Raw genomic sequence first — 21,664 nt, 5'->3', positions numbered from 1 at the left:
TTAACAATTGGGGGGGTGGATTACAACCTTTTATATGCCACTATTCTTTACCCTGAGTGGATTGTTCTTTAAAGCCGATAAACCACTGAAGCGTATAAAGAGGTTAATGGTTCCATACATCTCATTCTACATAATCGGGTATGCTTTTGAGGCAGCCAAGACCATTACCAAACACGGACAGCTTGATTTAATGGATTTCTTTGACCCCCTTTTAGGAGCAACACATGGGTATGCAAATACACCTGTATGGTTCTTGCTTTCATTAGCAGAAATCTCATTAATAGGCTATGTGCTGTTGCGGTATCTTCCTAACCTATTTGCATTTGTCGTAAGTATGGTATTAGGAATAGTAGGATACTATTGTGGAAAGTATAATGTGTTACAGCCATATTACGTGAATGTATCATTAATGTGTATACCCTTTTTCCTTGGAGGATCCTTTTTTAAGGACTTTCTCTTGAAAAAGCAAAAATATCCTTTTGTGGGTATTGGGTTACTGCTGATATCGTGGTTTCTTTATTTACCCAATACACCGTCATGTAATGTCAGTCAATGCTATATTTCATGCTCAATGTTTCAGTTTGCTTTGGTTTCCTCTTTAGCCACTATCGGTATTGTGCTTCTTTCCGGTGACATTGCCAAATATACGAAGTTTACATCTAATGCATTCTGCCATTATGGAGCAAACTCATTAATCGTTCTCTGTACTCACATGTTGTTTGTTAATATACCTGTGTTTGTTAATAAGGTCTTGCATATAAATTCATTATCCATCATCATTGGATTTTTCATTTTACTTTTTGTTGAGATACCTGTAATCAAAGTTATCAATCAAAGATTCAAAATACTCATTTCAAAATAATGTCTGAAAAAGTAAGATACGATAACATTGACGTTGCTCGTGGGTTAGCAATGCTTGTCATCATTCAGTGGCATGTTGTGGGCATGCATACAACATGGACAGATGGTTGGGTAATGCCTATCTTCTTTATCATTATGGGCGTATTCTACAAGCAGGAGTCTTCTTTCAAGGTGATGGCTATAAAGAAACTCAACACCATTGTGATCCCAATGGCTTTTTTCTCAGTTCCGATGTTTATCATAAGCATATTTGAGAAAGGCTTTATGACCACATTGTTGAAAGTTGCAAATCCATATAGTATGATTCATGGCGTTTCGTGGTTCTTTATATGCACATTGTGGTGTTATGTCATCAACTATATTCTACATAAATACATACATAATAGCAAACTGTTGTTCCTTGCAATGATAGTTTTGTCCGCTGTGAGCTATTATATCACCAGTACGTATTCTTTTCATGACCACAAACTTGTACTTCCTCTATTTTGTAGTACAGCATTAACAGCCATGGGTTATCTAGCAATAGGTGAGTTTGTTAGGAAGTATTTCCTATATAGGGGGGGGTGGTATTCTATCTTGCTGATAATTACCGGTTTATGTATTGTCGTAATAATTCCGTCTGGTATTCAAGATAACTACTGGAATCATTATGAAGATAATTGGTTGAAACTGTTATTAGTTGGTGCAATAGAAAGTTTGGCTTTGATCCAGTTTTGTTCTTATCTTCCTAAACAGTTGGCAATCATCGGAAAATTTTCGCTTTTGATATTACTAATACACCCTTATATTGTTTTGGCAATTTCGCCATTGCATTTAAATATATGGTTATCATACGGAATCGTCACACTAACAACCATCCTTGTTTCGTTTCTTTTATTTAAATATTTGCCACAGATATGTGGCTTCAAACCATTGATAAAACTATCATAGTATGATTCATATTATTATTTTCTCGTTCAATCGCGCTTTGCAGCTTGAGGCATTACTATCAAGTATCCAATGCCATTGGCAGAAGACGAACTATAAGCTCTCCGTGCTTTACAATACCAGTGGTGATGATTTCCAGAAGGGTTATGATATCCTTCAAAAGGAATATCCAGCATATGAGTTTATTAAGGAAACACGTAAGACTTCTGGCTATCACGTCTCGGATTACATGACCCCATACAATCTGAAAAAACTATTGAAGTATCACCACATACGTAAGCAAAAATCCAACTTTCGCGATTTGCTTAATAACATGTTGGCTACTTCCAGTTGTGAATACACCATGTACCTGACCGATGATTCAGCATTCATCCGTGACGTTGAACTGTCAAAGAATGACCTTGCATTCATTGAACAGAATCCGGATATAAATCAGATTTCACTTCGTTTAGGCAAGAACATTACAGAACGTCCAGCAAGTATCCCTGTTAATAACGGTAAGCTTGAATGGGATTTTCATAATCACCGCGATGCTCGCAGTTGGGGTTATAACTTCTCTGTTGACGCACATATCTATAGCACCAAGCAGTGCTTGAAGTTGCAGTCAAAAATCATCTATGCCAACCCCACTACACTTGAAGCAAATATAGTTCATTATGTCATGCCTCGAAACCTGATGGATCATGGCTTGACATACGAGTATCCTTTCATTCTAAGTTTCCCAATCAATATGGTACAGGAGATTGCCGACAATGAATCCATGGGCATATCTATAGAGGACTTAAACAATTATTATCTCGAAGGCAAACGATTGGAATATATCGTGCCTGATGAGATCCTCGAATTCCAACAATATCCCGAGACTGTTTATCTATGCAAGAATGGTCAGAAGGAACTGCTAAAATTGAAATAGTATGAAATATTCAATAATAACCCCTGTCTATAATCGAGCTGATTGTGTCGCGAGATGCTTAGATAGCGTGATTCGCAACCTCCAATGGGGTGTGGAACTGGAGCATATTGTTGTGGATGATGGTTCTCATGATGAGACTCCGAAGATTGTGCAAAACTATGCTGATAAACACCCACATATTAAGTTCATCCCATTTTCACAGAATCGAGGTACCAATGCGGCCCGTAATGCAGCTATTGCAGCGGCTACTGGTGAGTATTGTATCATCTTGGATAGTGATGACTATTTTGTGAATGAGGCAATCAATTTTATAAATTCTATTGCTAGCAATCAAAAGTATATGCACTATTGCTTTGCCGCAGATGATATGGTTGAATACTACCAGAGCTGTTCGTTGCTGATGGGTAAGCAAAAGGCTGAGCTAACTTTCGAGAACTTTCTATTTGAGGAGGTTACTGGAGACTTTGTTCATTGCATCAAGACGGAAACTTTACAGAAATACCCTTTTGATGAAGATTTGAGAATATACGAAGGAGTGTTCTTCAAGCGTTTCTATCGTGAGGCTCAGAAGATTCTTTATACAAATAGAATTGTTACAATTCGCGAAAGAAATCGTACTGATAGCGTAACCAGAAACGTTCTTCGAAATGATAGAAAACAGATTGCAAAGGGGCTTCTTTCTAAACAACTGCTTGTTGAGTGGTATGGTGAGGAACTCTCGCAAAAGCCCAAAGGAGTATCGATTCTTAGAAATGCTTATAAAGTTATGCTGGATTGCAATCTTCTGATTGGTAATTATAAAGATGCAATGGTATGTAAACAAAAACTAGTATCTATTGGAGGTAAGGTTCCTACACATTTGAGATTCGTATATACATTCAATTTGGGTGGTTTGTATTTTTATGCCGGTTGTATTTATGTGTATGTCAGATATTATTTATTAAGATCAAATATAAAATAATGAAAATCGTACATGTTACTTGGATGTTTACATTCGGAGGTATTGAGACCATGTTGGTAAACATCTGTAATGAACAGATAAAGTTGGGGCATGATGTGCATCTGATTGTTATGGAGGACTCTACGGTTGAGAGCACGCTCTATGACAGTCTTGACAAGCGAATAAAGCTCCATTATGGCCATCGCAAGAATGGTGCTAACCTTTTATTGCCGATGTTGCGACTGAATTATCTCCTGTACGAGTTGCATCCCAATGTAATTCATATTCATAGTTCGTCTATGTATAAGTTAATACTTGTACCCTGGCATAAGAAGATTACTAATGCTACATTACATGCACTCCCCAAACCGAAGAATACCCAAAGTATAGATCTTGTACCTCGTGTGTTTGCTATCTCTGATTCCGTTCGACGAGCCCTTCTTGCATATAATGGAACGGAGAGTATCTGTAATCCCAATGGTATTCGTCCGGAACTTATCAAACAACGGCAATCGGGTGATTGGAAAGATATGTTGCAGATAGTACAGGTTGGACGTCTTGACCATGATGACAAAGGACAACATATCTTGATACAGGCTGGTGCAGAACTTTTGAAGCGTGGTTACCATAACTTTATGATCAATTTTATAGGCGATGGATCTTCACGCCCATATCTTGAAGGTATGGTGCAAAAGTCTGGCTTAGGACAGAATGTAACCTTCCATGGCATGAAATCCCAATCGTATATCTTTGAGCATGTATGTGATTATGATGTATTCGTTCAGCCAAGCATACGTGAGGGGTTCGGAAATACTGTAGCCGAAGCAATGGCTGCAAAAGTGGCTGTGGTGGTATCTTCCGGCCAAGGCCCTGAAGAGGTTATTGATTATGGTAAGTACGGCTATGTGTTCAAGAATGGCAATCCTATTGATTGTGCAGATAAACTGGAGGTATTTCTGAAACATGAAAACGATCAGCAGCAGGTAGAAGCTGCTTACAAGCGAGTGCTGGACCTGTATGATATCAAAGTTACCGTAAAAACTTATCTTGATAAATACAAGAGAAGATAAGCCATGGAGTATATGACTTTTGAGCATGCCATTCAAACAGGCATTCCTTCCCCTGTTTTGGTTACCCCCCATCACAGTCAAGCTAAGGGTAAAGACTTGTCACTTGAACTGTTAAAGTTCGTGGCTATGATATTGATTATAAATGTGCATAGTTACATGATGTATCCACCCAAATACGAAATGTTTGCTACTGGCGGTACGATTGGTGATGCACTATTCATGTTTTGTTCTGGATACACATTGTTTCTTGGCAGAATAGACCGATTCGACAATTGGTATAAGAGGCGTATTAATAGAATATACCCCAGTGTATTTGCTTAGGCGATATTCTCGTTCTATTGTTTTGCAGATGACATGAACATTGGACAAATTGTTGGAGGTGCCAGTAGATGGTTTATCCCTTGCATTATGATGTATTATGTACTGCTGTACTTTGTTCGTAAATATCTGATGCGTTTTAAGTGGTGGGTATTTGTTGTGGCTTGCATAATACCGATAGTGAGGTTTGTAATGTATGAAGACATAGGCAGTTATCACATGTATAGAAACCATACCTTTAGATTCTTTTATTGGTTTCCATTTATGCTGATGGGAGCATACATAGGTTCGAAGAATGTAATTCTGAAACAGAAGGTTTGGCGCGATGCTATTATGACTTTAGTGTGTACCGGGTTACACTTGGGCCTTTTGTTGGCGTGTACTAAAAAAGAAAATCTCTGCCCTTACCAGATGTTATCGTTAGTGCCCTTAATGGGCACATGTATCTATTTGTACAATCTGTTTCAGGCGGATATATTTAAACTACTGATGAAGTCTAATGTTGGGTATGGTATTCAGGCTATTGCTGCATTGTGTTTGGAATCATACATTGTTCAGTATGTATTGTTTACAGATAAAATAAATTACCTGTTCCCGTTGAATATTATCATCTTGGTTGTTGAGGTTATTCTATTGGCATACGCCGTGAGGACATTAGGTAGAACATTTAAGCAACTATTTGAAAAAGAAGATTTCAGATGGAAGGAAATCTTTAGACTGGTTTAATGAAATAATTCAAGATATGCGTAGTTATTCAATTAACTGGGGCAAATTTCTGTTTTTCAGATGGTTCCCCGTTAGCTGGACATTGCAGGCGGTACATGTCCTGGACAGGAAAGAAAGAGCTTTTCGTATAGGATTGGAGCTGATACCCGTTGCAGTAATAGTGACATTGGCTTCAGTTTGTATTTATTCGTGGTGGGTGGCCTTGGCTCTATTTGTAGTGCTACATACGTTATTCTGGCTGTTTGATTCTACATGGCTGGTAGGGTTCCGTGAAGTCTATACCGGTTTCAAAGGTAAGGGCATACAGTCAGTAATAGATTATGTAGATTGGGCTGTTGAGGAACTGAAAGATTGTGATAACATCGGTGCTGTTACTATATACGGAAGTATCTGCCGACACATGTACCATGACCGTAGTGATTTTGACCTGCGCATTGTACAGGATTATTCAAGCTTGAAAACGTATTTAATAGGTATCAAATTGAGGGCTGTCGGTATCTGGAAGTACAAAATTCCAATGGATTTGAAGATTGTTGACAGCCAGGATTATCTGCGTAAGGAGATGCGCGAGGATGAGCATCCAATAATAGCATATAATAAGTATGACAGTTTTTATGATATGAAAGGTGATTCATACGAAGCCTTGAAAGCAAATCCTTTAACATATAGAAAAGATTATAAAGGATGAAAGTTTTAAACGTTATTTGGGCATTTGGTACGGGTGGTATAGGCAAGTTGTTTCTGACCTATGCTGCACTGGGAGAATATGACCTCGAATTGCAGATTTCTTCTGTGTGCATTGACCTACAGAATTGTGAGTATGACCGAAAACCTCTGACTGAGGCCGGAATACGGGTAATCGCCATAAAAAACAGAAAAGATATGAGTTGGGTGAAACGTTTGGGCGGCATTGCCCGCGAAGTAAAGCCTGATGTTGTGTTCTGTCATGGTTTTAACGGGCCTGTGGTCATCAAGCTGGTAGCATGTTTGGAGCGGTCTCTTCGGGTGCCGATGGTATGTACTTACCATGGTCTGTACAATCCTCCGACTGAGGGCAGGCGGTATATTGCAGACGCCATTAATAAATTGCAAGCCTGGATGTATAAAAGATTTGCACGAACGGTGGTTCTGGTGGCGGAATATAGCGGACTGTACCTGTTGGAGCGCAAAGTGCCCAAAAGCAAACTGGAAGTGGTGTATAATGGTATTGTGGAAAACGAGCCTGCCCTAGAACCTGTTGTGCTAAAATCCGATGGGGTCAGCATCGGAATGGCCGGACGACTGGACGCTATCAAGGGATTGAATTTCTTAATAAAAGCTATCCCGGAAGTCAGGAAGCGTGTGGATGAAAAATTCCACATCTATATCATTGGTGACGGTCCAGAGGAGGAGGCTTTGCGCAATTTGGCAAGAGAACTTGGAGTTGAGGAGTTAATCTGTTTCGAGGGATATCAGGATAATGTACCTGCTTGGTTAAAAGCATGGGACATATTCTGTCTGCCTTCTCTTCAAGAAAATCATTCCATTGCATTACTGGAAGCAATGCGGGCAGGAAAGGCTATTGTATGTACCTCTGTAGGTGGCAACCCTGAAACGGTCGAGGATGGGAAGGAAGCTCTTGTTGTGCCGGCGAGGAATTCGGAAGCTATTGCTGATGCTCTTGTGAAACTTATCGAATCGGAATCCCTACGAAAGAAGATGGGACATGATGCACGTGAAAGATTCCTCAGAAACTTTACGGAGGATATAATGAAAAAGAAGTTGTGTGAGGTATTAAAGAATGCAACAATAAATCAAAACAAAATATGATGAGAAAGTTTTGGCTGGTCTTGTTTTATGGTTTCGCAAACCATTTGCCAGATTCGTACACTCCTGTATTGGGGGGGGTAAGTAATCGAATCCGTATTTTCCTGTGCAAGCGCATATTTAAGGAGTGCGGGAAAGTATCAACAATAAACAGAAATATTTATTTTGGGAACGGAAAGGATATCGTGATAGGTGATTATAGTGGTATTGGTGCCAATTGTAGCATTCCCAATGACATCCATATAGGTAAATATGTAATGATGGGGCCGTTCCTGTATTGCATTACTTTTGGACATGAGGTGTCTGATACATCAACCCCGATGTGCTTCCAAGGTCACGTGGAAAAAACCAAGGACTCGAACATCATCATAGGAGACGATGTGTGGATTGGAGCAAATGTCATCATTTCGAAACGTAGGCACATTGGTACTGGATCTATTTTGGCTGCCGGTGCCGTTGTAACGTATGATGTTCCCGATTACGCCATTGTAGGAGGTAATCCTGCAAATGTAATCAGAATGAGAAAATGAAAATTATATTCTTTACGATTGACTGTTTTAAGGGAAGGGAACATCTCATGCCTTGGCGAACAATATTGGAGGTTGCCAAGGTGATGGTGGAATACGGCTATGAGGCAAGCATTTTGAATGCTTGCAGCAACAGTGAGGATGTCATTGATTATGATTGGGCAGGAAGCGATTCGTCGAAACCTGTCCATGTGTGTTCCGTGATAAAGAATAATGAGGCAATCTTTGTCCAATGCACGGAACTAAAACCGGAGATACTTTTCATCCCTTTTACTTTTCGTGATGGGCTGACACCAGCCAAGTGGATTGCTCAAATCAACTGCAAGAAGATTGGTTACATGACAGGAGGGGTGTATGACCTGAAGAGTGGAATGCTGCTGAAGAAGAACGGTGGTTTAGCCGCTGCAAAGCCTTACCTGATGGAGGCTATAACGTCCAAGTGCATTTTTGCTCATACATTGAAAAATATTGGTGTGAGCCATGTGATTGGTTTGACCGATGTGAGTGCCAAAGCAGTGAAGAGAGGCGGCTTTAAAAATGTGACAACCATATACCCTGGCAAGGATTCGTTTGATGAAATTGTACCAGACAACAGTGTCTTGGATAAATATGATTTGAAGGGAAGAAAATGGCTACTATTTAGTGGCGCTCCTGCACCTACTCGTGGGGCAGAGGTGTTGCTGGAGGCTTTAGACAGCGTGAAGGATGATGGTGTCCGGCTTGTCATGTTGATGCGTACGGATGTGGGTTCCCAATATAAGCGGTTTGAAAAGACATTGTCCGGACTGAAACATCCGGAACGAGTAAAGATTATCAAGGATAGACTGACGAGAGAACAGCTTAGGGCTTTTTTTGGCTCTGCTTGGTATGCAATTCTGCCTTTCATCGTGATTCCAAGTGAGGTGCCTTTGACATATTTTGAGTTGCTGAGTTGCGGTACACCTGTAATCACCTTTGTCAATGGAGGTACTACGGAATATCTTAAGTATGGACTGCTGACTGCTGATAAGTCAATCAAAGGATTGGCCATTACAATCGAAAAGGCTTGGAGCGATGTTGCTTTGAGAAATTCAAGGTCTGATAAGGGTAAAATAATAATGAATGCGCATCCTACATGGAGTCAAGTGGGGATGGAATGGATTAACTTATTGAAACAAAATGACTAAATACATCATCATATCAGGCGTGGATGGCAGTGGAAAAACTACAGTCATCGAAGGTGTGCGTGCCCAATTGGAAGCAGAAGGTAAGACTGTTGGATATATTTGGATGCGTTATCATCATAAATTGATAAAAATAATGCATGCCATAGCTAAACTTACAGGATTAAGTAAAAAGGAGAATACCGCAATGGGAGAAATGTGGTTGCACTATTTCTATAAAAGCCCTTTGTTTTGCTGGTTCTACTTATATAGTTCTTATATAGATAGTTGGTTTGCTCGCAAAAAACCAACTAAGTTAAGAACTGATTATGTAATCTGTGACAGATGGGTAAATGACATAATCATTGATATGGGAAGTGAAACTCATAACCTCGACATACTTGACGGCAAATGGTATAAATTATACCAACGGCTTTTGCCTAATGATAGCTTTCAGTTTGTGATAAGCCGTAATCGAGAAGATGTTTTGAATTGCAGAATTGAAAACACCTTTAATGAGGCTTTTGATTATCGGTTTAGGTTATATCAAAAGATAGCTCAAAAGCCAGAAGTCATAAAAATAGATAATACAGGAAGTATCGAAAAAAGCGTTTCCCTGGTTATAGAATCCATAAGAACAAAAGAAAAATTGTAACATGTAAATGTAGTTATGTTGAATAAGACATTGGATATTACGGTAATTATCCTCACCTATAATGAGGAAATACATATCCGTAGGTGCTTGGAGAATGTAACACCTTTTGCCAAGAAGGTATTTGTGGTTGACTCGCCTTCAACTGACAGGACAGTAGAGATTTGCCGGGAGTTTGAGAATGTGGAGGTAGTGGTACATAAGTATCCGGGTAATCAAGCCGAACAGTTCAACTGGGCGTTGGATACATTGCAGATAGAGACCGAATGGATTCTTCGTCTGGATGCGGATGAGTATTTGTTACCCGAATTGGTTGAAGAATTAAAAGAGAGATTACCTGTAATGCCGGAGGGCGTTTCAGCCCTCTCTCTCTCTCGCGCGCGCGCTTATTGTGGTAAGATCTTACATCATGGCATTGTAAATAATGTCAAGATCGTGCGTGTTTTCCGGAAAGGAATGGCTCGTTATGAGCAGCGGTTGATGGATGAGCATTTGGAGATATTGGACGGCGAGACGGCAGAATTGAAACATCAATTTGTGGATGACAACCGAATGACTTTCGGGCAGTTTACAGATAAGCATAATAATTATGCTTCGCGGGAAGCGGCTTTGTTGCTGGATGCAGAGTTTCATTTGACGGGTTCTCAAATCGTATCACAAGATCATGGGAAAGAGGTTGAACGAAAGCGGGCACAGAAAAACCGATATGCGAAGATGCCTTTATTTTGGAGGGCTTTCGGCTACTTTGTTTATCGTTATATCATAAAGTTGGGGTTCTTAGATGGCAAGGAAGGATTCCTCTGGGACTTCTTGCAAGGTTGGTGGTACCGTACTTTGGTGGATGCTAAGATCTTTGAAATAAAAAGAGCTTGTGGAAATGACAAGAAAAAGATATGCCAATATTTGAAAGATCATTATGGCATATCTTTGGAGTAATATAGGTTTATAACTCCTGCCGTTGCAGGAAATCGAGCAAATGAATGTGGTGGATTCCTTCGTAATTGCTGCCTATCGTCCATTCATCAAGGCTGACGACATATTTGGGGCAGTTTCATGTATTCTATTATTAAGTATGATTTATAAATTATGGCAAATATACCGACATTGTTAGTTATACTTAACAATATAGAAGAGAGAACGCATAGAAGCCCAAAACATAACATTACATTATAACTTACATGAAAGTATCAGTTATTACCGCTACATGGAACAGCGGTAAAACACTTTGCACGACCTTGGATAGTGTACTCAGCCAAAGTTATCCCGACATAGAGCATATCATCGTGGACGGGGGAAGTACAGACAATACGATGGAAATAGTCCGGGAGTATGAACCTCGTTATAATGGACGATTGCGGTTTATAAGTGAACCGGACAAAGGTCTTTATGATGCTATGAACAAGGGGATTCGGATGTCCACGGGGGAGGTGGTTGGTATCTTGAATTCGGATGATTTTTATACTTCTTCGGATGTAGTGGAAAAATTAGAGAAAGAGCTTGCTACCAACCGAGTGGATGCAGTATATGGAGATATTCATTTCGTGGATGGCAATGACCTGGGTAAATGTGTCCGTTATTATTCGTCAAGACTTTTCCACCGTAGCTGGATGCGACTTGGCTTTATGCCTGCACACCCAAGTTTCTACTGCCGCAAAATTATATATGATAAGTATGGTGGCTTTGATTTGTCTTATAAGATTGCTTCCGACTTTGAATGTCTTTTACGGTTTATTTTCGTACATAAAATACAGACAACATATATCCCAATGGATTTTGTAACCATGCGCACAGGAGGGACTTCCACCAGTGGCTTTGCCAGCCATAAACAAATTATATCCGATCATCAAAAAGCATTCAAACGTAATGGCATATACAGTAATGCCTTTTTGGAATCATTGAGGTATATTTATAAAATTCATGAAGTATTACTAACAAAAATAACAAGATGAAAACAGCTTTAATCACCGGAATTACCGGGCAAGACGGTTCGTTTCTTGCAGAATTTCTATTGGACAAAGGATATGATGTTCATGGTATCATCCGTCGTTCATCAGTTGATTATCGGGAGCGTATTGCTCATTTAGAGGGGAAACCTCATTTTCACTTGCACTATGCGGATATGGGGGACTCTATGTCTTTAGTGAAATTAGTGGGTAAAGTACAGCCTACTGAGATTTACAATTTGGCTGCTCAAAGCCATGTACAGGTGTCGTTTGATGCACCTGAATTTACAGCTGATGTGGACGCTGTAGGAGTGCTCCGCATATTGGAGGCGGTTCGTACCAATCATCTGGAGAAAACCTGTAAGATTTATCAGGCTTCAACTTCCGAACTTTATGGCAAGGTAGAAGAAGTTCCTCAAAATGAAAATACACCGTTTCATCCTTATAGTCCTTATGCTATCGCTAAACTTTATGGTTTTTGGATTGTAAAAGAGTACCGCGAGGCTTATAATATGTTCTGCTGCTCGGGTATCCTGTTCAACCATGAATCGGAACGCAGAGGCGAAACCTTTGTAACGCGCAAGATTACATTAGCTGCTTCCCGTATTGCACAAGGGAAACAGGATTGTCTGTATTTGGGTAATCTGGATTCCCTACGTGATTGGGGATATGCTAAAGATTATGTAGAATGTATGTGGTTGATTCTTCAACAGGACAAACCGCAGGATTTCGTTATTGCAACAGGTGTACAGCATACCGTTCGCGAATTTGCTACATTGGCATTCCACTATGCCGGCATTGAACTGCGTTGGGAAGGTGAAGGTATAGAAGAGAAAGGTATTGATGTGAAAACAGGAAAAGTACTGGTAGCTGTCAGTGAAGATTTCTATCGTCCTACGGATGTTGTTAATTTGTGGGGCGATCCTACGAAAGCTAAGAATGAATTGGGTTGGAATCCGCAATCTACTTCTTTCGAGGAACTGGTGAAAATTATGGTCGCACATGATATGCGGAAGGTGGCAGCGGAGCATGTAGCCAGTGTAATGCATACCAACTTAGCTGAATACCTGGAGAAAGGGATTGTAAAATGATGGATAAGAACGCAAAAATATATGTGGCAGGACACCGTGGAATGGTGGGTTCTGCCATTGTCCGTGAGTTGCATCGGCAAGGGTATATGAATATTACCACTCGTACTCATGCAGAATTGGATTTGACACGGCAAGAAGCTGTGGAAAAGTTTTTTGCGGAAGAAAAACCGGAATATGTCTTTTTGGCTGCTGCCAAAGTAGGTGGCATCATTGCCAACCAATCTGCATTGGCTGATTTCATGTATGACAACATGATACTGGAGATGAACGTGATTCACGCAGCTTGGAAGAACGGATGTAAAAAATTGGAGTTCTTAGGTTCTTCATGTATCTACCCGCGTTTAGCCCCTCAGCCCATGCCGGAATCTTGTTTACTGACATCAGAACTGGAGAAAACGAATGAGGCGTATGCCTTGGCTAAAATATCGGGGTTGAAGTATTGCGAATTTTTGAACCGACAGTATGGCACAGACTTCATCAGCGTGATGCCGACTAACCTCTATGGTCCCAATGACAACTATCATCCTGAACATAGTCATGTACTTCCTGCTTTGATTCGCCGTTTCCATGAGGCGAAAGAGGCGGGTCTGGATGAAGTGACTTGCTGGGGTGACGGCAGCCCGCTCCGGGAGTTTCTATATGTAGATGATTTGGCTAATCTGTGCGTGTTCTTGATGAACAACTATTCGGGGAATGAAACTGTGAATGCAGGAACCGGTAAAGAATTGACCATTAAAGATCTTACAGAATTGGTGGCTAAGGTTGTAGGATTTACAGGCGAAATCAAGTGGGATACGACACGTCCGAATGGTACACCCCGAAAGCTTTTGGATGTATCGAAAGCCATGGCTTTGGGGTGGTCTTACCAAACTGAATTGGAAGATGGTATCCGATTGGCTTATGATGATTTCTTGCATAATCCCATGCGTGCAGAAAGGTAACGATTTAAAACATTATTTATGCAAATTCTTTTATTATCCGGAGGCTCTGGGAAACGCCTTTGGCCTCTGTCAAATAACAGCCGTTCCAAACAGTTTATAAAATTACTCAATTCTCCCGATGGTCAAAAAGAGTCGATGGTACAACGGGTTATTCGTCAATTGGGAGAATCCGATTTAAAAGGTCATGTAACCGTGGCTACCAGCTTGTCTCAGGCTGATGTTATTTACAATCAGCTGGGTGAATACATCGATGTAGTGGTGGAGCCGGAAAGACGTGATACATTTCCAGCCATTGCTTTGGCAGCTTCATATCTGAAATATGAGAAATCATGTGCCGATGAAGAAGTAGTTGTTGTTATGCCTTGTGACCCTTTTACGGAAGCTGGATATTTCAAAGTTATTGAGCAGATGGTGCATGCGGTGGATGACAATGTAGCCGAGCTGGTTCTTATGGGGATTACTCCAACCTATCCATCTGCTAAATATGGATATGTAGTGCCTGATGAATCGAAACTGAAAGGTGGAATCTTTTCGGTCAAACGGTTTACGGAAAAACCAAATGTAGCTACAGCGGAATATCTTATAAAAGAAAATGCATTTTGGAACGGTGGCGTATTTGCTTTTAAGTTGGGATATATGATGAATATTGTGGAGCAATATATCCGGACTGTTTCTTTTTCGGAAATCCGTAACAGATATAGTGAATTCCCCAAAATCAGTTTCGATTATGAGGTGGCAGAAAAGGCCAAATTGGTAGCAGTAGTTCCTTTCTCTGGCAAATGGAAAGATTTAGGGACTTGGAATACACTTACAGATGAGTTGGAAGACCATGTAATAGGTAATGTTATCACAGATGGAGAGGCGGAAAATACACATATCATTAATGAATTGGATCTTCCGATTATGTGTATAGGAACCAAAGATTTGGTGATTGCAGCATCGAATGACGGTATTTTAATTTCCGAAAAGAACAAGAGCGAGAACATAAAAAAATATGCAGACCGGCTACAGTGTTGTCCAATGTATGAGGAAAGACATTGGGGAGAATACAAGATTATTCATAATGTTCAATATTCAGATGGCTTTCAGTCGTTGACGAAGCAATTGATTATAAAGGCAGGAAAAAGTCTCACATATCAAGCTCATCATCTACGGAAAGAGGTATGGACGGTTGTTGACGGAGAGGGACTGTTGGCTATAGAAGGAAAAATTACCCCAGTTAAACGGGGAGATACTGTTTGTATCCTTCAAGATATGCGCCACGGTCTAAAAGCCATAAATGACTTGACCCTGATAGAAACGCAAACCGGAAGCGATCTTCTTGAAGATGATGTGGAATTGTTTGATTGGAATTGGCAAAAGTAGATACAAAGTTTGGCTAGAACTTTCAGATAATCAAATCCGATTAAATATTTTACACAAAATTCAGTATTATAAAAGGCAAGGGCTTTTGTGATTCTTCCATTGATTATGAAAATCGAGTTTATGGGAGAATCAAAATTTATATTGCATTCCAAAAATGCAAATGTTCAGTGGATAGTATCAAAATATTCCGGTGTTAATCCATTAAGAATTTATCTTATGCTATTTCGTATGGGAATGAAGAAAGAACAAGAAGTGTTGGAACAAACTGCGTCTTGTACATCACTTTTTGTTCTTTTGATATCTTGAAAACATTGATTGTATAACATGGTTTCTTCGTTATCGGTTTATTATCGAAAACTTGCTTATCACGTAATAGAATCGGACGGCTTCCTATGGGTCGGATTCAAGCCGGGAATGGTACATTTTATTGCTAAAGAGGTTTGGAATATTCGCCCCTTGACCCGAACGGATGTTGAGAGATATTATGAGGAGTTTACAGTATTAACCCAAGGTAAAGGGAGTCTTTATTTTCGGATTGTAGCTCATGGTGGATTTCTGAAAGAGGCGTTGGCTTATGAGTTGCATGGTTTGACTGTTTCTGACGACAACTACCTCAGAAGCCTTAATTCCGGCAGACATGTAGAACTTTACCCGCATAACGAGAAAGCTTATCGTGCTATTATAAAAGGCTTTGAACAGCATCGTATCGGTACCGTTGTGCAAGCGACCGGGACGGGAAAGTCATATCTGCTGGCTCGTTATATATCAGACCATGCCACAGAACGAATTTGCGTATTTGCTCCAAATGTCACAATCCTGGAGGAGATCAAAAAAGCGGTAGGCTTTACCTCTCCTTATATCTGCTATCGAACGTTTCAGTCATTGATATATTATCGAAAAAATGATAAACAACTCAAAGCAGATCATATTTTGATTGATGAGTTTCATCATTTCGGTGCAGAAATATGGGGGGCTGCTTTGCAGGAGGTAATTGAATCCAATCCGCAGGCCTATATATTAGGAACATCGGCGACTCCTATTCGCCCGGAGGGAATGATTGATACGGTGGATCTTTATTTCGAGGGAAATCTGTTTTATGAACTTACCTTACCTCAGGCTTGGTATTACCGTATTTTACCAGTCCCAATCCTGGTACAAAGTGCCTATGGATTAGACGGTGAACTGAATCGTTTACAAAAGCGATTGGATCGAAGCGGATGTTCAATTCGACGAAAAGAACAAGTCCAAAAGAAACTGGATGTGGCTCGCGTTGATTTTAAAGGGGCGTTAGGAGCTCCTGAGGTAATCCGAAAGTTCTTGCCCAAAGATGTATGTAAACTGCTGGTTTTTTGCCGTGATCTTACCGATCTGAAACAGATGGTTCCTGAGGTGTGTGGCTGGCTGACACAAGCCGGACGGGTAATCATACCATTTGAGATCCATCACACTCAAAGCGAACGGACTAATAATCAAATACTAAAGGTTTTCCAAAAAGAATCTGGGAAATTGCATGTATTGTTCTCTGTCAATATGCTGATAGAAGGACTGCATGTGGAGGGCATAGATGCCGTCATGTTTCTACGGCGGACAGAATCCTATATTGTTACCCTGCAACAGCTGGGCCGTTGCTTGGATGCCGGAAGCGGGAAACAGCCTGTCGTATTGGATTTTGTGAACAACCTATCGGGCAAATCTGTATATGACATGATGGCCTTGCACATGGAACGCCTTGCCTGTCAGCCTTCACCCAAGGGATTTGAAGGGGTGACCTCTTTTCTGACCACAGGTTTCCTATCAGACATACGGCTTCGTATTGAGGAGATATTGACAGAGTTGGAACCTTGGCAGATCATGTATGAGAGGCTTATTGAGTTCCGTAAGAAAGAAAATGACTGGCCTTCGGTTACAGAGGGGAAGCTGGGCTTGTGGTGCAATACGCAGCGCATGGCTTACAAACGGGGCAGACTCTCGGAGGAGCGTTACAAACTGCTGGAGTCTGTCGGCTTTGAATGGAACCTGCTGGATTCAAACTGGATGAAGGAATTCCAATCATTGAAAGTCTTCTTTGCGACTCAAGGTCGCTGGCCCAAACGGGAGGATGGTGCCTTGGCTACCTGGTGTTATACTCAACGGGAAAGACGTAAGAAAGGACGTTTGAGCAAAGAACGCATTCGTGTGTTGGATGAGATCGGATTTGTGTGGAGTCAGGACTTGAACGGTGAATGGATGAAAAATTATGAAGCGTTGAAAATCTTTCTCGACAAACAGCAGCGCTTTCCCAAATCAGCCGAAGGCTATTTGGGCGAGTGGTGCAGTACACAGCGGAAAATGCGCAAGCAAGGGAAACTTTCCCCTAATCGTCAAACACTATTAGATCGAATAGGATTTGTCTGGTCGGTGGAGCAGGTCTGGCGAAGCTACTTGGAACAGTTGCACCAGTTTCATGTCCAAAATGGACGGTGGCCTGGATGTCGTGAAGGGGCGTTGGGGCGTTGGTGTACGGTTCAAAGACGGAATTATCGAAGAGGAAGCTTGTCGGATCAAAAAATCGCCCAATTGGAACAAATAGGATTTATACCCTTGAAAGGAGACAAGTAATACAGAAGAAATGGAAATACTCTCATTTCATACGAAACAATAGAGTTTCCGCAGCCTTATTATCGCAGTTCAAAGTACACTATGATTTTAGAATACAATATACCCAATCGTTTTCGTACTAACAGACATATTACCGTTTATACAAGCCACCCTTAAATTTCGGATAGAAGGACTGGTTGCTTTCCACATACATATAGTGTCTAAATAAACAGCAAATATTGATAAATGAGTATTCAATATAAAATCATCTTTGGATATATGGTGTTGATTGTGGCTATAATCGGTATGATTATAATCATGGTACGTGAGCGGAATAGGGTTTTGGTGATTGAAACTGAGGCACAAACAATTCATCGGGTTCAACACAATGGAAATATAGTCCAGCATCACATCACGATTCTCTCAACTTATGGTGAAACAGCCCTTTCTTGGGAAGAGGAGGATTTTGCGAACTATCATTCTCTTCGTCTGCATATCGATTCCATGTTGCAGGCCATGCACAAGGGGTATGAGGAATTTGTCAGCCAAAGTCAAATAGACTCGCTGCGCTATCTATTATCCAGTAAAGAAGAGCATTTATACCAAATTATGCAACTTTTCCATAGTCAGAACAGTCAGGAAGGTATGCAATTCTCTCATTTACCAGCGGAAGCTCAACCGCGTACTGTTATTCGTAAAAAGAAAGGTTTTACAGGATTTTTAGGGGCAAAAGAAACTCTGGAGATAGTTCCTTCCGCATCTACAATTCTCAAGACATTGAACAAGGAATTGCTATCCATGCAGGAAGAACGGCAGGAAAGTATCAATGCTTATACCGATAGCCTCCGCAACCACAACAAGGAACTTAACCGAAAGCTTCGCCATCTGATAACCACGATGAACAACCAGACAGAACGTGTACTTGAAGCGAAGGAATGTCATCTTAGAGAATCTTACAACCGTTCCATATGTGTCATCTCCTGGCTGATTATCTCCGCCATTATTCTGCTTGTCATATCCTATCTGATTATTCAAAAAGATTTACGGGAAAAGGCAAGAACAAGGAAGCGTTTGGAAGATACGATACAACAAAACACTGCGCTGTTGGAAATGCGCAAGAATATTATCCTGACCATATCGCATGACATACGTGCCCCTTTGAATGTCATTGACGGCAGTGCCGATCTGGCAATGGATACACGTGAAAAGAAACGGAGGAATATCCATCTGAATAACATAAGGAGGGTGTGCAAGCATGTGGTACATCTGCTTAACAACCTGTTGGATGTGTACCGGTTAAACGAGGCGAAAGAAATACGGAACGATGTCCCATTCGACCTGCATGAATTATTGGAACGTACCGCTGCCGGTTTTTCTCATATAATCAATAATAAGGGTATCCTGTTCAATTGTGATTTTAAGGATACGGAAGTCAAGTTATATGGTGATGCAGACCGCATAGAACAGATTATAGACAATCTGCTTACCAATGCAGTTAAGTTCACGGAGACCGGCACAATCAATTTCAATGTGCACTATCTCAATGGACTGCTGGTCATGGAAATAGTGGATACCGGTGTTGGTATGAGTGAGGAGACACTTTCCCGTATCTTTCGTCCTTTTGAACGCCAGACCTCTGCAACCAATGCGGACGGATTCGGATTGGGGCTTCCGATCACGCAAGGACTTGTCAATCTTCTTGATGGGACAATAGAAGTAACAAGTTTGATTAATTGTGGAAGCACATTTCGTGTGACCCTTCCCATGCCGGAAACGGATGAACCGTTGGAAAGCGAAAAACATGTCCCGACGCATTCCACACACCTGCATCACAATGTACTTGTTATTGATGACGACAGTATGCTGCAAGCTGTCATTAAAGAAATGTTAGAGCGTAATGGCATGGCCTGTACAACTTGTACCACAGTCAAAGAGGTAGTAAAAGCCATGCGGGAAAAAGATTATGACCTGTTGCTTACAGATATCCTGATGCCTTACACCAACGGGGTTGAATTGTTGACTTTGTTACGTAACTCAAGTATTGGCAATTCAAAGACTATACCCATTGTCGCTATGACTGCACGTGGAGAGAAGGAGAAAGATGCTTTTTTGAATGCCGGATTTACAGCCTGTATTTATAAGCCGTTCTCATCTACAGAGTTGATCGGTCTGTTGTCAACTATAGAAAGAGGTTGCCCTGACAAAAAGCATGATGTAGATTTCAGCATGATGTTGTGTGAGGTGAGCGATAAGATAAAATTATTATGTTCCTTTATTGACCAGTCGAAAAAAGATGTTGAAGAACTCAATTCGGCCATAGAAAATTGTGATAGGAAGAAATTGCGTGAAACGGTTCACCGTATGCTGCCGATGTGGGAATTATTACATAATGAAGAAATGTTGTTTGCTTATCGTTCCCTTTTAAAAGATGAAAGGGCCAGTGACACTGCTTTAAAAGAATATACTCAACGGATAATAAATCATACCGATATGTTGATGGCAGCAGCAAAAAATGAAATAAAAAGACAGACAAATGAAACGGAAAATACTGATAGTTGAAGACAATATCAGCCTGTCTCAGATGCAGAAGGACTGGTTTGCACAAGCTGGTTATGATGTCGTGACAGCTATGAACGAACCGATAGCCCGTTCACTGATACGCAAAATACAATTTGATCTGATTCTATCGGACGTACGTCTACCCGAAGGGGACGGAATATCTCTACTGGAATGGCTGCGCAAGGAAAGAAAGGATATTCCTTTCATCATCACGACCGAGTATGTGTCGGTTCCCGATGTGGTACGCACTATTAAGTTGGGAGCGATAGACTACCTTCCCAAGCCGGTACGCAAGGAACATCTGCTGGAACTGGCAGAAGATGTGTTCCGCCCCATGGTTACGGTGCGGAAACAGGAAAAGGTACTGTTTCACCGTACAAGTCCGAAGATCCTGCAAGTGGAGAAACTTGCCAGACTGGTAGCTCCATCGGAAATGTCAGTGATGGTACTTGGTGCCAACGGTACAGGGAAGGAGTCGGTGGCACAGAGCATCCATCTGAGTAGCGAACGCCGGGAGATGCCTTTCGTGGCGGTGAACTGCGGGGCACTGCCACGTGAACTGGCCGCCTCGTTGTTCTTCGGTCACGAGAAAGGGGCATTTACCGGTGCCGACACCGCCAAGACCGGATATTTCGACATGGCGAAAGGTGGAACACTGTTTCTGGACGAGATAGGTACAATGTCCTATGAGATTCAGTCCATGCTGCTGCGCGTGTTACAGGAAAATACCTATACTCCGATAGGCAGTGACAAGGAACGGGTAGCGGACGTGCGTATCGTTACCGCCACAAATGAGAATTTGCAACTGGCCATCAAGGAAGGGCGGTTCAGGGAAGACCTTTACCATCGCCTTTGCGAATTCGAGATACGTCAGCCTTCATTGGCGGAATGTCCGGAAGACATCATCCCTTTGGCTGAGTTTTTCCGTGAACGCCATTCGAAAGAACTGAAAAGGGAAACACAAGGCTTTACGGAAGATGCCAAGCGCAGGATGCTTACCTATTCATGGCCGGGCAATGTCCGGGACTTACAGAACCGGATCAAACGTGCTGTATTGATTGCGGAGACTCCGATGCTGGATATGGAAGGATTGGATATTGAGATCCGCCAAAGTGGAGATACGCACTCCCCGGCAATTCAGCCGTTGAAGGATGAGTCATTGGAGAAAATGAATATTATCAATGCTCTTAAAGCTTGCAACGGACACCGGGAACAGGCTGCCGCACTGCTGAACATCAACCCGGCAACACTGTACCGGAAGATGAAGAAATATGGGGTGAAATAAAAATGAGCCTGCCGTTAGTGC

General features: G+C 41.3%; 18 protein-coding genes and 1 pseudogene. All 19 read left to right on the top strand.

What is annotated here, in order from left to right; genetic code table 11:
- Window positions 1-34 precede the first annotated feature (34 nt).
- The 19 genes and pseudogenes from DW896_RS14865 to DW896_RS14765 all read left to right on the top strand — a co-directional run bounded on the left by DW896_RS14865 (window position 35) and on the right by DW896_RS14765 (window position 21,643).
- Window positions 35-862: an acyltransferase gene (locus tag DW896_RS14865; protein ID WP_077154668.1), complete on the top strand. Its 828-nt coding sequence runs from the start codon at window positions 35-37 to the stop codon at window positions 860-862.
- The gene (locus DW896_RS14860; protein ID WP_119993472.1) at window positions 862-1,791 is read left to right on the top strand and encodes an acyltransferase family protein; all 930 of its coding nucleotides are present in this window, start codon (window positions 862-864) and stop codon (window positions 1,789-1,791) included. Before DW896_RS14865 ends, DW896_RS14860 begins: the two co-directional genes overlap by 1 nt.
- A 1-nt stretch (window position 1,792) precedes the next feature.
- Window positions 1,793-2,701, top strand: a complete 909-nt coding sequence (locus DW896_RS14855) for a hypothetical protein (RefSeq protein ID WP_119993470.1) — start codon at window positions 1,793-1,795, stop codon at window positions 2,699-2,701.
- Window position 2,702: 1 nt separating this feature from the next.
- Window positions 2,703-3,662, top strand: coding sequence for a glycosyltransferase family 2 protein (locus DW896_RS14850; protein ID WP_098032678.1), 960 nt, complete (start codon window positions 2,703-2,705; stop codon window positions 3,660-3,662).
- Window positions 3,662-4,711 carry a glycosyltransferase family 4 protein gene (locus DW896_RS14845; RefSeq protein WP_098032679.1) on the top strand — a complete coding sequence of 350 codons (1,050 nt, stop codon included), beginning with the start codon at window positions 3,662-3,664 and terminating at the stop codon, window positions 4,709-4,711. Before DW896_RS14850 ends, DW896_RS14845 begins: the two co-directional genes overlap by 1 nt.
- A gap of 3 nt (window positions 4,712-4,714) precedes the next feature.
- Window positions 4,715-5,755 (top strand): annotated as a pseudogene (locus DW896_RS21890) (acyltransferase family protein).
- A gap of 16 nt (window positions 5,756-5,771) precedes the next feature.
- On the top strand, window positions 5,772-6,443 hold the full coding sequence (locus DW896_RS14830) for a hypothetical protein (RefSeq protein WP_034530101.1): 672 nt from the start codon (window positions 5,772-5,774) through the stop codon (window positions 6,441-6,443).
- The gene (locus DW896_RS14825; RefSeq protein ID WP_098032682.1) at window positions 6,440-7,564 is read left to right on the top strand and encodes a glycosyltransferase; all 1,125 of its coding nucleotides are present in this window, start codon (window positions 6,440-6,442) and stop codon (window positions 7,562-7,564) included. Before DW896_RS14830 ends, DW896_RS14825 begins: the two co-directional genes overlap by 4 nt.
- Window positions 7,561-8,091 carry a DapH/DapD/GlmU-related protein gene (locus DW896_RS14820; protein ID WP_098032683.1) on the top strand — a complete coding sequence of 177 codons (531 nt, stop codon included), beginning with the start codon at window positions 7,561-7,563 and terminating at the stop codon, window positions 8,089-8,091. The genes DW896_RS14825 and DW896_RS14820 overlap by 4 nt, the downstream gene beginning before the upstream one ends.
- Window positions 8,088-9,254, top strand: a complete 1,167-nt coding sequence (locus DW896_RS14815; RefSeq protein WP_008777771.1) for a glycosyltransferase family 4 protein — start codon at window positions 8,088-8,090, stop codon at window positions 9,252-9,254. Before DW896_RS14820 ends, DW896_RS14815 begins: the two co-directional genes overlap by 4 nt.
- Complete coding sequence (locus DW896_RS14810) at window positions 9,247-9,885, top strand: thymidylate kinase (protein WP_098032685.1); 639 nt, start codon at window positions 9,247-9,249, stop codon at window positions 9,883-9,885. The genes DW896_RS14815 and DW896_RS14810 overlap by 8 nt, the downstream gene beginning before the upstream one ends.
- 15 nt (window positions 9,886-9,900) lie before the next feature.
- Window positions 9,901-10,818, top strand: coding sequence for a glycosyltransferase family 2 protein (locus tag DW896_RS14805; protein ID WP_229035879.1), 918 nt, complete (start codon window positions 9,901-9,903; stop codon window positions 10,816-10,818).
- A 242-nt stretch (window positions 10,819-11,060) separates the two neighbouring features.
- Window positions 11,061-11,831 carry a glycosyltransferase family 2 protein gene (locus DW896_RS14800; protein ID WP_008777768.1) on the top strand — a complete coding sequence of 257 codons (771 nt, stop codon included), beginning with the start codon at window positions 11,061-11,063 and terminating at the stop codon, window positions 11,829-11,831.
- Window positions 11,828-12,916 carry a GDP-mannose 4,6-dehydratase gene (gene gmd, locus DW896_RS14795; RefSeq protein ID WP_098032686.1) on the top strand — a complete coding sequence of 363 codons (1,089 nt, stop codon included), beginning with the start codon at window positions 11,828-11,830 and terminating at the stop codon, window positions 12,914-12,916. Before DW896_RS14800 ends, gmd begins: the two co-directional genes overlap by 4 nt.
- Window positions 12,913-13,857, top strand: coding sequence for a GDP-L-fucose synthase (locus DW896_RS14790; RefSeq protein WP_036657607.1), 945 nt, complete (start codon window positions 12,913-12,915; stop codon window positions 13,855-13,857). The genes gmd and DW896_RS14790 overlap by 4 nt, the downstream gene beginning before the upstream one ends.
- Window positions 13,858-13,875: 18 nt before the next feature.
- Window positions 13,876-15,222: a sugar phosphate nucleotidyltransferase gene (locus DW896_RS14785; protein WP_098032687.1), complete on the top strand. Its 1,347-nt coding sequence runs from the start codon at window positions 13,876-13,878 to the stop codon at window positions 15,220-15,222.
- A 324-nt stretch (window positions 15,223-15,546) separates the two neighbouring features.
- Complete coding sequence (locus tag DW896_RS14775) at window positions 15,547-17,820, top strand: Helicase associated domain protein (protein ID WP_005644214.1); 2,274 nt, start codon at window positions 15,547-15,549, stop codon at window positions 17,818-17,820.
- 225 nt (window positions 17,821-18,045) lie between these two features.
- Window positions 18,046-20,358, top strand: a complete 2,313-nt coding sequence (locus DW896_RS14770) for a hybrid sensor histidine kinase/response regulator (protein WP_036657605.1) — start codon at window positions 18,046-18,048, stop codon at window positions 20,356-20,358.
- Window positions 20,333-21,643, top strand: coding sequence for a sigma-54 dependent transcriptional regulator (locus DW896_RS14765; protein ID WP_005644210.1), 1,311 nt, complete (start codon window positions 20,333-20,335; stop codon window positions 21,641-21,643). Before DW896_RS14770 ends, DW896_RS14765 begins: the two co-directional genes overlap by 26 nt.
- Window positions 21,644-21,664: the final 21 nt, after the last annotated feature.

It is taken from the genome of Bacteroides sp. AM41-16, assembly GCF_003603495.1.
Lineage (GTDB): Bacteria > Bacteroidota > Bacteroidia > Bacteroidales > Bacteroidaceae > Bacteroides > Bacteroides uniformis.
This window is presented reverse-complemented; position numbering and strand designations above follow the sequence as displayed.